At 41.6% G+C, this 15690-nt stretch carries 12 protein-coding genes; 9 read left to right on the top strand and 3 right to left on the bottom strand.

The window, feature by feature from the left end; translation table 11 throughout:
- Positions 1-306: 306 nt before the first annotated feature.
- Together PVE40_RS10675 and PVE40_RS10680 are read right to left on the bottom strand one after the other, a co-directional pair.
- Positions 307-1362: an aldose epimerase family protein gene (locus tag PVE40_RS10675; protein ID WP_274731919.1), complete on the bottom strand. Its 1056-nt coding sequence runs from the start codon at positions 1360-1362 to the stop codon at positions 307-309.
- Positions 1363-1428: 66 nt separating this feature from the next.
- Positions 1429-2385 (bottom strand): glutathione S-transferase family protein, encoded by a 957-nt coding sequence (locus PVE40_RS10680; RefSeq protein WP_274731920.1) that lies wholly within the window; start codon positions 2383-2385, stop codon positions 1429-1431.
- Between the two features lie 143 nt (positions 2386-2528).
- Here PVE40_RS10680 and tkt point away from each other — a divergent pair, with 143 nt between their 5' ends.
- Entirely contained in the window at positions 2529-4532 is a 2004-nt protein-coding gene (tkt, locus tag PVE40_RS10685) for a transketolase (protein WP_274731921.1), read from the top strand.
- 195 nt (positions 4533-4727) lie between these two features.
- Here tkt and PVE40_RS10690 read toward each other — a convergent pair whose 3' ends face one another.
- On the bottom strand, positions 4728-5630 hold the full coding sequence (locus tag PVE40_RS10690) for a nuclease-related domain-containing protein (RefSeq protein ID WP_274731922.1): 903 nt from the start codon (positions 5628-5630) through the stop codon (positions 4728-4730).
- A gap of 84 nt (positions 5631-5714) precedes the next feature.
- On the opposite strand from PVE40_RS10690, the gene PVE40_RS10695 reads away from it, so the two are divergent.
- From PVE40_RS10695 to PVE40_RS10730, 8 genes are all read left to right on the top strand, one after another.
- A complete protein-coding gene (locus PVE40_RS10695; RefSeq protein WP_274731923.1) occupies positions 5715-6251 on the top strand; it encodes a DUF924 family protein in 537 nt (178 codons plus the stop codon).
- A gap of 68 nt (positions 6252-6319) precedes the next feature.
- Complete coding sequence (locus PVE40_RS10700) at positions 6320-6955, top strand: YesL family protein (RefSeq protein WP_274731924.1); 636 nt, start codon at positions 6320-6322, stop codon at positions 6953-6955.
- A gap of 2 nt (positions 6956-6957) precedes the next feature.
- A complete protein-coding gene (locus PVE40_RS10705) occupies positions 6958-7905 on the top strand; it encodes an AraC family transcriptional regulator (RefSeq protein ID WP_274731925.1) in 948 nt (315 codons plus the stop codon).
- 173 nt (positions 7906-8078) lie between these two features.
- Positions 8079-9035, top strand: coding sequence for an ABC transporter permease (locus PVE40_RS10710; RefSeq protein WP_274731926.1), 957 nt, complete (start codon positions 8079-8081; stop codon positions 9033-9035).
- A gap of 26 nt (positions 9036-9061) precedes the next feature.
- Positions 9062-10003, top strand: coding sequence for a carbohydrate ABC transporter permease (locus PVE40_RS10715; RefSeq protein ID WP_274731927.1), 942 nt, complete (start codon positions 9062-9064; stop codon positions 10001-10003).
- Between the two features lie 22 nt (positions 10004-10025).
- Positions 10026-11711: a type 2 periplasmic-binding domain-containing protein gene (locus PVE40_RS10720; RefSeq protein WP_274731928.1), complete on the top strand. Its 1686-nt coding sequence runs from the start codon at positions 10026-10028 to the stop codon at positions 11709-11711.
- An 82-nt stretch (positions 11712-11793) separates the two neighbouring features.
- The gene (locus PVE40_RS10725; RefSeq protein ID WP_274731929.1) at positions 11794-12858 is read left to right on the top strand and encodes a glycoside hydrolase family 88/105 protein; all 1065 of its coding nucleotides are present in this window, start codon (positions 11794-11796) and stop codon (positions 12856-12858) included.
- A complete protein-coding gene (locus PVE40_RS10730) occupies positions 12836-15280 on the top strand; it encodes a beta-galactosidase (protein WP_274731930.1) in 2445 nt (814 codons plus the stop codon). The genes PVE40_RS10725 and PVE40_RS10730 overlap by 23 nt, the downstream gene beginning before the upstream one ends.
- Positions 15281-15690: the final 410 nt, after the last annotated feature.

Here is a 15690-nt window from a genome sequence, read left to right on the forward strand (position 1 = left end):
AAGTAAAAAAGTTCCACACCCTTTAGTCGTTCGATGGTGTGGAACTTTTTAGGATTGGGGACTTTTGTCCCAGCCCCTTTTTCTTTTAGGCAGTATCGTTGCGATAGCGTAGGCTTTGGAGTCACTATCACAACGCAAAATCACTTATCGTTGTGATAGCGAGTTGATTCGGCTGCCTATCACCACGCAACGCCATTTATCGTTGCGATAGCAAGCTTAATCCGGTTCCTATCGCAACGCAACAACTTATTGAACCCATACGCAAAGAAAAAGAGGCGGGAGAAATTCCACGCCTCTTTTCCATTATTAAATTGCTTCATTCAAATGAAATTGATAGATTGTTTCGGAACGGAATTCTTCACCTGGTCGCAAGATAATATTGCCAAAGTTTGGAATATTAATTGCATCAGGATATCCCTGAGTTTCAAGTGTGATTCCTGCATAGGCGCCTACTTCATTTCCATCAATTGTTACGCCTGCTTGCGGACCGTTATGCGTATAAATCACTACAACGGGTTGGTCGGTCCACATCTTAATGGTGCGACCAGATTCTTGGTCGAGAATAATCGCATCAGGGCCTTTATCGTCTTGATTCAGGACGAAAGGATGATCTAACCCGCTCACTAGTTGTGTTTGCGGATGATTGGAATCAATCGTTTGTTGGACAGGAGCTGCTTCTCTAAAGTCGAATGGCGTTTCATCAACAGGCAATACGTTGCCTGAGGGAATCGTACCTTCACCCAGTTCAACAAACTGATCTGCGTTCACATATAGCGAATGATCCATAATTGTGCGAGTTGCATCACCGTGCAAGTTAAAGTACACATGATTCGTTGGATTAAACAAGGTTGGCGCATCCGTTGTAGCACGGTATGCAATTTTCCATTCATTTTGCTCCGTAAGAGTGTAGGTCACTTCGACAGACAGGGTGCCTGGATACCCATTTTCGCCGTCACGGTCTTCGTAAGAAAAAATAATGCTTGCTTCTTCTTCGCTCTGCGTAACTTTGTAGTCCCATAACTTGGTGTCCAATCCTTCAAGGCCGCCGTGTAAATGATGGCCGTTTAGATTCTTCTCCAACTTGTATTCAACGCCATCTAACGTGAACATACCTGAATTAATTCGGCCAGCAACACGCCCAACCGTTGCGCCATAATAAGGACGGACTTCCGTGTACTCTTCTAAATCATCGAGTCCTAACGTAATGTTATCAAAGTCTCCATCTTTATCCGGTACCGACCATTCAATCAGGTGGGCTCCGTAAGGAATTGCTTTGATAGAAACATCCTTGCTGTTTGTTAACGTGATGACAGGAACTTCTTGATTATTCCACATGCCAAAAATCTCTTCATGCACTTGCATTAACTTCATCCTTCCTAACATTCATTTTGTTTCTATTGTACCAATCTTTATGAATCCGGTCACATATTAAATAGACAAATCTAACTTCGGTCCCTTAGGTACAATGCCAGTTGGATTAATCGTCTTGTGGCTTCGGTAATAGTGGTCTTTAATATGGTTAAAGTTGACGGTTTCCGCAACTCCGGGCCAGTTGTACAACTCTTTCGTATACCGCCAAAGGTTTGGGTAGTCCACTAAACGGTTGAGGTTACATTTGAAATGACCGTAATAGACGCTATCAAAGCGAATCAAAGTAGGAAACAAGCGCCAGTCCGCTTCGGTCACTTGATCGCCGACTAAATAACGTTGGTGGGCCAAGCGTGCTTCTAATTCATCCAGCGCGTTGAATAGGTGAGTGACTTCTTCCTCGTAAATGTGCTGTTCCGTAGCAAAGCCCGCTTTGTAAACACCATTGTTAATCGCGTGATAGACTCTCTCGTTAACTGCATCAATCTCTTCGATTAAGTCTTGCGGTGCATAGTCGCCTTCCTTCGCACCCCATTCATCAAAGGCTGAATTCAGCATCCGGATAATGTCTGCCGATTCATTATTGACAATTTTATTCTGCTTCAAGTCATACAATACCGGCACCGTTACTCGGCCGCTATAGATTGGATCGACATTCGTATAAATTTGATAAAGGTAATCTGCATCTACTACCGGATCGGGAATGACTCCTTCTCCTTCTGAAAAGGTCCATCCGTGCTCTTCCATCAAAGGATGAACGACCGATAGGGAAATCATCTCTTCCAGTCCTTTTATTTTCCGCATGATGAGTGCTCGGCTTGCCCAAGGACAGGCAAGAGATACGTACAAGTGATATCGATTGGGTTCTGCTTGGAAGCCGCCATCGCCGGTTGGACCAGGGTTACCATCTGCTGTGATCCAATTGCGAAACTGAGAATCTGAGCGCACAAAACGCCCGCCGCTAGCTTTTGTGTCATACCATTCGTCATGCCATTTTCCATCCACTAATAATCCCATTTCTTTCCACGCTCCTTTTTGTGAACATATTCGTACCTTTATTATAAACAATGGTGAGGTTTTCACCAAACTTCCGCGGAATGAGTTTCTTTTCACGAGTATTTAGGTTAAAATAAGAACAAATAGTGTCAAGGAGGAATAAAATGTTTGATGAGATTGATGCATTAGCAGTGAACACCGTTCGTACTTTGAGTATTGACGCCGTCCAAAAAGCAAATTCCGGACATCCTGGACTACCAATGGGAGCAGCGCCAATGACGTACTCCCTATGGACAAAATACATGACAGTAAACCCTAAAAACAGCGCGTGGGCAAATCGTGACCGCTTTGTTTTATCAGCAGGACATGGTTCTGCACTGCTTTACAGCATGTTGCACCTTTCCGGGTACGATGTGAGCATAGACGACTTGAAGAACTTCCGTCAATATGAAAGCAAAACACCTGGACATCCAGAAGTTCACTATACGGATGGAGTGGAAGCAACGACTGGCCCATTAGGTCAAGGAATTGCGAATGCGGTCGGAATGGCAATGGCAGAAGCGCACTTAGCAGCTACTTACAACAAAGACGACTTTAACATCATGGATCACTTCACGTATTTCCTTTGCGGTGACGGGGACTTGATGGAGGGAATCTCTCATGAAGCAGCAAGTTTAGCAGGACATTTGAAATTAGGAAAATTGATTGGACTCTATGATTCTAACGACATTTCCTTAGATGGACCGCTAGACAAATCTTTCTCTGAAGACGTGAAACAACGCTTTGAAGCATACGGTTGGCAACATATTTTAGTAAAAGACGGCAATGACTTGGCAGAAATCAGCGAAGCAATCGAAGCAGCACAAGCTGAAACAGACAAGCCAACGTTGATTGAAGTGAAAACAGTAATTGGCTATGGTGCTTCCAATGCTGGTACGAACAAAGTGCATGGTGCTCCACTTGGTGAAGAAGGAGTAACATTTGCGAAGAAGTCATATGCTTGGGAATTTGACAACTTCCACGTTCCAGCAGAAGTGCAAACTCGCTTCGATGAAACGATTCTTGCAAACGGCCAAAAAGCTGAAGCAGAATGGAAAGAAAAATTTGAAGCATACCGCGCAGCTTATCCAGAATTGGCTCAACAATTCGAAGACGCATTTGCGGGCCGTCTACCGGAAGACTGGGAAGAAAAATTACCAGTTTACGAAGTGGGCGACGCAGCCAAAGCAACTCGTGTAACGAGCAGTGAAGCAATTCAAGCTTTAGGCGAAACAATCCCTTACTTCTGGGGTGGATCGGCTGACTTGTCTTCTTCCAACAATACAATGAACAAAGCTGAAGGAGATTACAGTGCTGACAATTATGCTGGCCGTAATATCTGGTATGGCGTTCGTGAATTTGCGATGGCAGCAGCTATGAACGGAATTCTTTTACACGGCGGTTCAAAAACGTATGCAGGAACTTTCTTCGTCTTCACAGACTACTTGCGTCCAGCAATGCGTTTAGCAGCCTTGTCCAAACTTGGTGCTACTTATGTTATGACACATGATTCTGTAGCAGTAGGGGAAGATGGCCCAACACATGAACCAGTTGAACAAATCTCCAGCTTCCGCGGTATGCCAAACATGAACTTGATTCGTCCAGCAGACGGCAACGAAGTGAGCTCAGCATGGGCAGTAGCAGTAGAATCTTATAACACACCAACTCTATTAGTATTGACTCGTCAAAACTTGCCAGTTCTTGAAGGAACCAAAGAACATGCAAGAGAAGGCGTGCGCAAAGGAGCCTATGTACTTTCACCTCAACAAGGTGAAACACCAGACGGTATCTTGATCGCAACAGGGTCCGAAGTTTCCTTAGCAGTAGAAGCGCAAGCTCAACTGAGAGAAGAAGGAATCGACGTTTCTGTAGTATCGATGCCAAGTATGTTCCTGTTTGAACAACAAGACGATGCGTACAAGCAATCCGTTTTGCCAAACGAAGTTCGCACACGTATGTCCCTTGAAATGGGTGCAACATATGGCTGGGAACGTTATGTCGGTCTTGATGGATTGGCATATGGACTTGACCGCTGGGGAGCAAGTGGCGAAGGAAAAACGGTTACTTCCGCACTTGGTTTCACAACAGAAAAAGTTGTTGCAGCATATAAAGAAAAATTCAATAAATAAGAAAAAACCTGGAGCGATTTTCGCTTCAGGTTTTTTGTATGGGAAGAGTTATCGTTGCGGTAATTTTTTCGTAAAGCCGCTATCGCAACGCAAAGTCATTTATCGTTGTGATAGCAGACTGATTCGACCAGCTATCACAACGCAACACCTCTTATCGTTGCGATAGCAAGCTGCTTTCACTTTTTATCGCAACGATTAGACATAATAAGAAGCTCGACCGTTCTTTACAAGTTGGTACTCTTTCATTAAAGCGGTTCGAATGGCTTGCTTGGAGACTTTTTTGCCGCAGAAATCAGATACAGCAGCAACAGTCAGCTTTTGACCCGGATGGAGAAGCGAGAAATCTCTGGATGCTTCTAATAGGGTACAATACATGGATTCTCGCATCCCGCACCATGGGCAAAAGCATGTCTTATCTTTGACCGTCATTCCTATTTGGTTACAGGAACGGCATGTTAGTCCTTTTTTTAATGCCGCTTTACTGTAGGGCGGAATTTCGATAAAAGAAAGTTTGGAATCGTGCAGCGCCATGAAACGCTGCGCCAGTTCCCGATCTTCTCTACTGACAAATGAGTGTACGCCCAACTCCTTTAACTTTTTTTCAATCTGGTTAGGAAAGATAATCGGGTCGGTTCGAATGGATTGAGTCAGCACAAATTCGGGATTCACAAAAACAACCCAAGGAATGATTTGGTAGTCGAAGCCCCAGGACTTCAATTGTTGCCGCACAGCTATTTCAATGTTTTGCACTTGATGAAGTGGGTTCTTTACTTCGACTTCATTCTTCATGAAGAGGTGCCCGTTTGAATAATAATATTCTCCTGTAAAGTTTTTTACTTCAAATAGATGAATCGTTTTCCTGCTGATGGCCATTGCATCAATTTGGACACTAGAAAAATGAATCTTCAATTTTAAATCTGCAAAAAATAAAGCATTCCATTCACTTTTTTCTAACGCCGCCAAAAAATCGGCTTCGCCCTCTAGGCCACTCTCCAAGCGAAAGAGACGATTTCTCGTTTTTTCGTCTAGCTGCCATCTCGCATCCAGTGCCTTCAAAATCAGAAGCTCTTTCAATTCGTCTTGTTTTTTAATAAGCATATCTAACCTCCTTCTCTATATAAGTTCGTAGAAAGTAGCTATTTCCTTTTTATATGATTAAATAAAGAAAAGGAGTGAATCAAAATGAATGTAAAAGAAGTTCTTTATTTTTGGTTTCAAGAAGTTGATTCGGCAAATTGGTTCAAACAAAATGAAGAAGTGGACCGCCAAATAAAAGAAAGATTTTCATCCGTACATGAGCAGGCGACAAAAGGAGAGCTCTGGCATTGGCGAGACTGTATCCAAGGAAGAGTAGCGGAGATCATCTTGTTAGATCAATTCTCGAGGAACTTGTATCGTAATCAAGCAGAGGCTTATGCCTATGACGGGATGGCGCTCGTCCTCGCCCAAGAAGCCATCCGGACAGGAGAGGCGTCAACCCTCACTACGTCCGAGCGGTCCTTCCTTTATATGCCGTTCATGCATGCAGAGTCACTCGCTATTCATGAAATCGCCAGAGAACTTTTCCAAGAAGAGGGGATGGAAGAAAATTTGCGCTATGAAATCGAACACCAAGAAATCATCCAGCAGTTTGGCCGTTATCCGCACCGCAATCAAGCCTTAAGCCGAGCCTCAACGCCAGAAGAGATAGAATTCTTAAAAGAACATAAAGGATTTTAAACAATCAGCGGTAAAAGTATTGTATGATAAAGAAGCGGTTACAAAAATGTAAATGAAAGGAAGAGGCCATGTTTTCACTAACTAATAAATTTAATCAAGGAATGGCAAAAGTGTTTGATTGGATGGGGTTGAATGTCATTTTTCTTCTTCTGTGCCTTCCGGTTGTGACAATCGGCGCCAATCTAACAGCTTTGTATAGCGTAACGATGAAGATGGCGGACAAGGAAGATTATTATCCTTTTAAGCTATTCTTCCAAGAATTATCTAGGAACTGGAAGCAAGCGACCGTCATTTGGATGATGTTGCTTACGTTAGCAGCGGTCCTTTATTTTGATTATCGTCTTGTGGTAGAAAATAATATCTTTCAAACGGTTCTGATTCCACTGCTTTATTTTTTTGCTGGCTTAGGCATTATTTATTTATTGTATGTATTTCCGATATTGGCGAAGTTTCCGAATCCGATTAAAGTAACCTTGAAAAATACATTCTTGATTGCAATCGGTTTTTTGCCGTATTCTATCTTGCTCCTACTCATAGTAGTGGGGCCAGCACTGGCTATGATTTACTGGCTGCCTCATTATACTCCTTATCTTTTGTACTTTTATCTAGTGATTGGAGTTTCCTTTACAGCTTATCTTCAATCATTCTTTCTCAATCGCATTTTTAGGAAAGTGATTCAAACAGCACAAACAGAAAGGGGATAGAAATGAAGAAAAAAGAAGTCATTGAATTACGCAGTTATCAATTGCAACGTGATTTTCCGGTACTGCTTTTAACCGGAGAAAAATGGCGTATTTCTGACATTCCTTCTGACATTTTACATTTCCATAATTGCACAGAAATTGGTATTTGCTACTCTGACCATGGCATTATCGTAAATAATGGTGGAAAGCATCCATTCCGAGCGGGGGATGTTACTTTTATTACCAGTGATGTGGCCCATACCACCTATTCGGCACCGAATACGTTTAGTAAATGGAGCTATATTTTTGTGAATTTGGATGAACTGTTATTTCCTTATTTCTCTTCCGTATTATTGGATTGTTCTGTAACCGAGGCGCTCAATAAAATTTCGATTAATTTCTTTACGATTATCTCAGAGAATACAAATCCTTATTACAATCACTTAGTAAAGTTGATGGTTCAAGTATTAGAAGAAGAGAAACCAAACTATAAAACGGTTTTTCGTAGTTTGATGCTGGCATTTGTGATGAATATGATGAATGAAGGGCAAAATCTAGAATCCATCGAGGATGAACTGGATATCATTAGTAGGGGGAGAATTGATCCGGCTCTTCACTACATCCAGAAGCATTATCAAGACTATCACTTGACGATTGAACAGCTAGCCCAGACATGTAATCTCAGCTTAACGCACTTTCGAAGACTCTTTCAAAGTGCCATGAATGTAGCGCCTCTTGACTATGTAAATCTAATCCGTATTAAAGCAGGAATGAAGCGACTGACCACTACAAATGATGCGGTAATTACCATTGCAGAGGAGGTAGGGTTTCGATCAATTTCTAGCTTCAATCGCCAATTCCTCAAACGTACCGGTGTCACCCCGAGTGAGTGGCGTAAAAATAATACATCCATTTCGCAAGGAGAATTGATTGAATACAATGGGTGGATGGAACCACCAAAATATCCGTAAGCAGCCAAAGCAAATAGATGCTTTGGCTTTTTTTGCTAATCTAGCTTATTAATAGTCGAAATTGCATAGGATTCGATTTGAATTGAATAGAATACAAAAAATGTAAGCGTTACACTTAGGTTGTTAGAAGGAGAGAAATAACAAAATTTTCGTTATAAAGGAGTGAATTCGACTTGAGATTAGCGACAAGTAACGGCAAGAAAATGAAAGCGCATACCGGAGGGAAATGGAAAGATGCCATTAAAAAAGATTGGCAACTATACTTATTGTTGGCAGTTCCAGTAACCTTTCTAATTGTTTTTAACTATGCAACCTATCCTGGATTGCGTATGGTTTTTATGGATTACAAGCCAATCAAAGGGTTTGAAGGTAGTGAATGGGTAGGATTAGATATTTTCAGAAAAATATTTAATGATGCTGACTTTATTCGTGCACTGCGTAATTCGATTGTATTTAACGTTTTAGACTTAATTGTTGGTTTCTCCGTTCCGATTATTTTGGCACTTATTATTAATGAAGTACGTTTGAAACGGTTCAAACGTGTGAGTCAAACGGTCCTTTACTTACCACATTTTCTTTCGTGGGCAATTATTGGGAGTGTGGCTTATCTACTATTCAAACCGACAACGGGATTAGTGAACGTCCTCTTGATGAATATGGGGTGGATAGAAAATGGAATTCCATTTCTTACCGAGAAATACAATTGGGCCATCACGTATTTGTTAATTGGCGTATGGCAGTCAATGGGATGGGGAACCATCATTTATTTAGCAGCGATCACTAGTATTAATGGCGAGCTATATGAAGCAGCCATGATTGATGGAGCCAATCGGTGGAAGAGAATGTGGTACATTACCTTGCCGGGGATTCGAGGCACCATTATTACCTTGCTGATTATGAACCTTGGACGCGTGATGGGAAGTAACTTAGAACGACTTGCTGTCTTTGACAACACTCGAGTCAGGGACTTCCAATATCAATTGGCTGTTTATATTTTCCAAAAGGGACTTGGTGGTGGCAAGTTCAGTGAAGCGACAGCAGTAGGGTTATTCCAGTCCTTAGTAGGGTTAGCCTTGGTACTAATTGCAGACCGGGTTGCTAAGAAAATGGGAGAGGATGGGCTCATTTAGAACCGTTAAGAAGAAAGGAGAAGATTATGGAAGAAAACGTAAGCAATCCGATACAAGTAGAACTCAAAAAAACAAACAGGAAAAATAAGTCCGTCAGAGATATGGACAAAATTGGTGTAGCAGATATTGTGATGGCAGCAATTCTATTGTTATTATGTTTAACCTGTATCTTGCCATTTATTCACATTGCAGTAAAATCTATTTCTTCTGACGCCGCTGTTTTAGCAAGAGATGTTTTCTTGTTACCAAAGGGAATTAATTTTGAAGCTTACAAGTCGATTTTCCGAGATGGAAGTATGGTGTACTCCATTGTGTATAGCTTTCTTGTGACCTTGGTTTTTACAGTGCTTGGAATGATTGTTTGTATCTGTGCAGCGTATCCTTTATCCAAAAAAAGGCTAAAAGGAAGAAAGTTCTTTACGTTTATTTGTATGTTGCCGATGTATTTCTCGGCTGGTTTAATTCCTGCATACTTGCTCTATCAAAGAATTGGGATTCTTGATACGGTATGGGTTTTGATTTTGCCGCTCGTTTATTCTGCTTACAACATGTTGATCATGAAAACCTATTTCCAAGCGAATATTCCTACTAGTTTGGAAGAGTCGGCCATCTTAGATGGTGCAACCAATTTCCAAATCTTGTGGAAAGTTGTATTACCACTTTCTAAACCAATTTTAGCAACCTTATCTTTATTTTATGCAGTTGGTCGATGGAACTCATATGCAGATAATATGTATTTTATTCGTTCAGAAAATTTGAAAATGGTTCAATACAAACTGTTTCAAATGGTTTCATCTGCATCTGAGGCTCAATCGATTACTTTATCAGAAGCGGCTGCCGTTCAGAGCACACCAGAAGTCCTTCAAGCAGCAGCAATTATGTTTGTAACATTACCAATTATCATTCTTTATCCATTTGTACAGAAATACTTTGTTAAAGGTGTCATGATTGGAGCAGTCAAAGGCTAAAATAGAAAAGGAGATCAAATCAATGGATAGCAAAAAAGTAAATAAATTTGGTAAGGTTCTTTTAGGTAGTTTCTTTGTTCTTTCCGCATTAGCTGCATGTAATTCAACTGGCGGAAATGAAGGCGCATCAGATAATGCAAATGAAAATCAAAGTAGTAATTCTGGTGTAGCGAATACGGATGGGTTTTCTGAAGAGGTAACCTTACGTGTACCTGTTTATGACCGAGGTGTAGAAGGGGTGCCGACGGTTGATGATAACTATTGGACAAATTGGATTCAAGAAGAGTTTGGTGATCCAAATAACATCAATGTAGAATTTGTTCCGATCACACGTCAAGACGTTATGACAGACTACGCTTTGCTAGCTTCTTCTCAAGACCTGCCTACCATTTTGATGGAATATGACTATCCAAAGGTAACACAATGGGCGAATGAGGGCTATCTTACTACGTTTGACTTAAACGACTTCAAAGAAGTGGCACCAACTTATTACGCTCAGATGGAAGAAGAAGGACAATTAGACTTTACGGAAATGGATGGGGAAACGTATTTTACTTTGGCGAAACGTCCATACTGGGCTTCTTCCTATAATTTCCAACAATTTTATCGGAAAGATTGGTTAGAAGAAGTAGGGTATGACGAGTATCCTACTACTTATAAAGAATATGAAGAAGCGATGTTGAAGATTCAGGAAGCAGGACTTGCTGAACATCCACTAGGTGGGGCAATTATTGCAGCACAAGGTGCGGATGTAAACATTCCATTTATGGACTACCCAATTGATGAAAAGGAATGGGCAACCTACGCTTCTGCTGTTCTTCCGCCACTCGGTTATGAGCCTTCCAGAGAGTATCTGAGAAGAGAAAATTCAAAATACAATCAAGGCTTGCTTCATCCAGAATATTACATAACCGACCTAGAAACGCAAAAAGCTCGATTTATTAATGGAGAAACTTTTGTTTTTGGCGAGTATATTTCGTCAAACTCTGATACACTTAATTCATTCTATGAAAATAATCCAGATGCTGAACTAGCAATTGTACCGATGACTGGAGAAGATCCTGAAGCCGGAACATCTGCCGCTTACATGTCAGATAACCCATTTGGAATGATTGTTGGCTTCTCTTCCCAGGCTACGGAAGAAGAATTGCAAGCAGCATGGATGTACATGGAATGGATGGCGCAAGAAGAAACCTTAGAAACCATGCAGTGGGGAATCGAAGGTGAAAATTATACCATCAATGAAGAAACACAACTACCTGAATCAGTAGGTGATTATGAAGGCGAATACAAACAAGGATTCAACAACAATAAAGATTACTGGGCAATCGTTGTAGAAACTCGCATGGCTGGAACATTGGAAGATATGATTGCTGCAGTTACTCCAAAAGGATTGCCAAAAGACTTCACTCAAGAAGTCATTGATGTAACGAAACAAAAACAAGAATTGGCAAAAGAAGGCTACGCAGTCAACTTCCCTGCTTATTCTGTTCCAATCGAATCGGAAATTGAATATATGGGTACTTTGCAACAATTGTATACAGAGTTACGTGATACGATCGTGATGTCGGATCCGGCTGAATTTGATAAGCTATATGATGAATATTCCGAACAATATTTAGAAGCTGGGTTCCAGGAGATTATCGAAGAGCGTGCTAAAGCATACGAAGATGGTAAATCCACCAAAAAGCTAGGCCCTACCGAATAAGAAAATGAATAGATTTAGTCGCTGTGCGGGAATCTGTTTTTCTACACAGCGGCTTTATTTTGTCTCAAGGAGGAATAAAATCATGGACGAATTTAATTTCGAACCGTCTGCAGTGAGACAGACGTTGGATGGAATTGTAAAACGAACAATGAAAATGGATATGACTTGGGATTGGGAGTGCGGCGTAGCTTATTATGGCATTTGTCGTGCTTATGAATATACGCGAGAGGAAGCCTATTTGATTGAATTGAAAGAGCGCATGGACGAATTAATTTCGTTTGGCTTTCCAGCAGACTGGACTGTTAACAAGTGTGCGATGGGCCACAGCCTCCTCACCCTATACGAATACACAGGGGACGAACGATACTGGCAGTTGGTAGAAAGTAAAATTGACTACCTCCGCAATCGTGCTCTTCGTTTTGGTGATGGCGTTTTGCAACATACGGTTTCTCCCAACAATGATTTTCCCGAACAAGCTTGGGCCGATACACTCTTTATGGCGGCTTTTTTGATGTTGCGGGTTGGAATCAAAACGAAAGATGAAGAATTAATAGAAGATGCACTCAATCAATACTATTGGCACATCAAGTTCCTCCAGAATCCAGCAACAGGCTTGTTCTATCATGGCTACAGCCATGTAGCGAAAACAAATCTTTCTGGTTTTTATTGGGGACGGGCGAATGCCTGGGCAGCCTATACCATGTCCCAAGTAGGAGCGAGACTTCCAGAGGCTTACTTGTATCCGAAATATATGGATATTCAGAGTTCTCTGTGGGAACAACTGTCTGCGCTCAAGCTGCTTCAGACAGAAAACGGCTTATGGCGTACCCTTTTAGATGATCCTGAATCGTATGAAGAGACATCTGCCTCTGCAGGAATAGCGAGTGCGTTGTTGGCAAGCGGGAATCCGCTCTACCGAAAATACATCCAAAAAGCGATTCCAGGTCTTCTTGCATCCATAACGGAGGATGGACGAGTATTGAACGTGTCGGCCGGCACGGCTGTAATGAAAGATCTTGCAGGTTACCGTACCATTTCGAAAGAATGGATCCATGGCTGGGGACAGGGGCTTATGCTCGCCTTCCTGGCAGAACTTCTAAATACAAATAGTGAGGTAATGAATAGTGAAAATTCTAGTAATCGGTGAATTAGTAAATGAATGGGGACAAGAACTTCAACAAGTAGAGAAACAATATCCACAGGCAGAGGTGCTGGTTTCGGCGATCGACTTATCCGAGGCAAACGCGCTTGATCCGGTTCTTGAACAAGTAGAAGCTGATAGTATCGTTCTAGTTCAATCTTCCTCTCTTCGTGAAGAGATGGTGCGCAGCCTGAAAGAAAAAGGAGTGCAGGTTATTTTATGTACACCGACCAAGCTAGATCAACCAGAGCATGATGCAGCAGAGAAAGTAAAGCTTCGTAAAATTGCAGAGAAATTGGAAGTTCCTATGTATGATGTGAATCGTTATGCAGCGTTCTTGTATCAAGAAGCTCTTACAGAAGGAACCGCAGACACATTCCATGAACGTGCGGGCCAAGAAATCACTCGTTTTGTGACAATTCGTTTGCGCGAATATTTACAGACAGAGCCGCACTTTAAAAAACACTACTACGGTGCTTGTATGTATCCGGAAGTTTGGAGCAAAGAGATATTTGAGCATGACGTGGCACACATGGCAGAGATTGGCATGAACTTCGCTCGTTTTGGTGAATTTGCTTGGAAGCATATTGAGCCGCAGGAAGGACAATTTGATCTAACTGTTTTTGAAGAAGCGTTGCAAACTTATCAAAAATACAATATCGATGTTTGTTTATGCATCCCAACACCAACGCCGCCACGCTGGTTTACTGAAAAATTCCCGGAAGCAAGAATCAAAAACATTGATGGCACCGTAATGGAACATGGATCCAGACAACATGTTTGTACGAATAATCCAGAGTTTCGTTATTATGCGAACCGCATGACGAGAGAAGTGGCTCGCGTAGCAGAGAAGTATCCAAATGTGATTGCCATCCAATTAGATAACGAGTTCAAGTGTCATGTGGACTTGTGTTACTGTGACGTATGTCGTTCTCGTTGGCATGAATATGTACAAGAAGAATACCAAACGATTGAAGTAGTGAATGCGAAGTGGGGCACCCAAGTGTGGAGCGAACATTACGACACATTTGAGTCCATTGTGCTCCCAACGAAAACACCATTCTTACACAATTCTTCTTTGATGAATGCGTTCCGTAAATTTACTGCAGATACACTCAATGAATTCGCGCATGACCTATGTCACTTTATCCGGATGGAAACAGCTGTACCAATTACACACAATACTGCCTTTGGGTTTAACTTGATGAATGACCGTCTGTTCTCGGAATTAGATGTTGCTGGATTCGACACCTACGCGCCTTCCAGTAATTATCCTGCCTTCACGATAAACGTTGACCGTTGGCGTAATGTCAAGAAAACAAGCGAAGAAGTAATGTTGTTAGAAACATCTACTTCCCATGCGGGTCACATTGAAAATTATATTGCTCCATCTCCTGCAGGTTGGATTACAGCAGAGTTGTTTATTGGATTCGCTGGAAACCTGAAAACATTCACTTACTGGCATTACCGTAACCACCGATTTGGTGTCGAACAGCCGCATAGTGGTGTCGTAACGGCTTGGGGGGAACCAGATATCGGCTATGAAGATGTGTTGAAGAGTGGCCAGTTAACCAAACAAATGCAGCCGATTTTAGCGGAAAGTAAATATCAACGCGCGAAAATCGCCTTCCTTTATTCCGATCATGCAAAACGTTTTTATAACGTTGAGAATGGCGGCGTTTATGATCATCGCACGTTAGTTACCGACTATTATGGAACTCTTACTCGTAACGGTATGAACGTAGAGATGATTCACGAATCTAGTGACTATGATGCGTATAAAGTGTTAATCGTTCCGTTTGTTCGCTGGATTAGCCCGACTGTCTTAGAAAAATTCCAAGAATTTGTGAATCGTGGCGGCAAGTTGATTCTGGGACCAATGACCGGCGACCGTACGGAAGAACTATCTTGGCCAGAAAGAAATGGACTGGACATTTTAGGAGAATGGTTAGGCCTGAACCAAGTGAAGCAATCTACTGGAGCAGGAAACGGGTTGTACAAAGAAATAAGTGAACCAATAGACCGGATGGTGACAACCTTTAACTATCCAACAGGCTGGGAATCGCTTGTCAAGGATGAAAAAGGAGCAACACTCGCAGCGAAAGGAAAAGTAGGCGCTGGAGAAGTGATTTATGTAGGAGGCTTGCCAACAGAAATAACGGACAGTAAATTATGGCAAGAATTTTTACGAGCAGAAGTGCTGCCGTATGAATCAGACCGAGAATATGTGCGTTTGAGAAACGGTTTGAAGAAATATACACGAACTGCAGATGGAGCGCTGCATATTTATATTGCGAACATGACGAATGAATCAGTGGATTATGATTTGTATCAGGAGGCTACTGAGTTGTTAACTGGAGAAACGGTTTCGGCAAGTACCGTTACCCTCGCTCCATATGAATACCAAATTTTGTCTTTCAATAAATAATCGTAAACAGAGTACACCTTAACGATAGTCAAAAAAGTCAAAATAATTGTTAGAATAAAAAACTCTCAAAACGAGTTCTGTCGTGGCTGACATTCATTGAGAAAGTGGCTCTTATCATTTGTCACTTCCTGTCTTAAGCCACGTCAGGATTGCCACCATGCTTTTTTAGATGGTGGTTCTTTTTTTTCTCCATTTTTCCTTTTGCGTCATGAATAAGTTCGTCTATCTTCTCTAGCGCCATTTTAAGACGCTTTACAGATAGCAGCTTATTCAAGGAATACAGGAGAAAGAATTTGTTCACCCTAGATCAGTAGTAATTAAGTATATTCTATCGGCGGATTTTATAATGAACTTAGCCATTTAAAATAAAAAAAACGCCACGTGAATTCCATGTTATATTGAAGTTACCA

The sequence above is a fragment of the Jeotgalibaca caeni genome (assembly GCF_028863945.1).
Lineage (GTDB): Bacteria > Bacillota > Bacilli > Lactobacillales > Aerococcaceae > Jeotgalibaca > Jeotgalibaca caeni.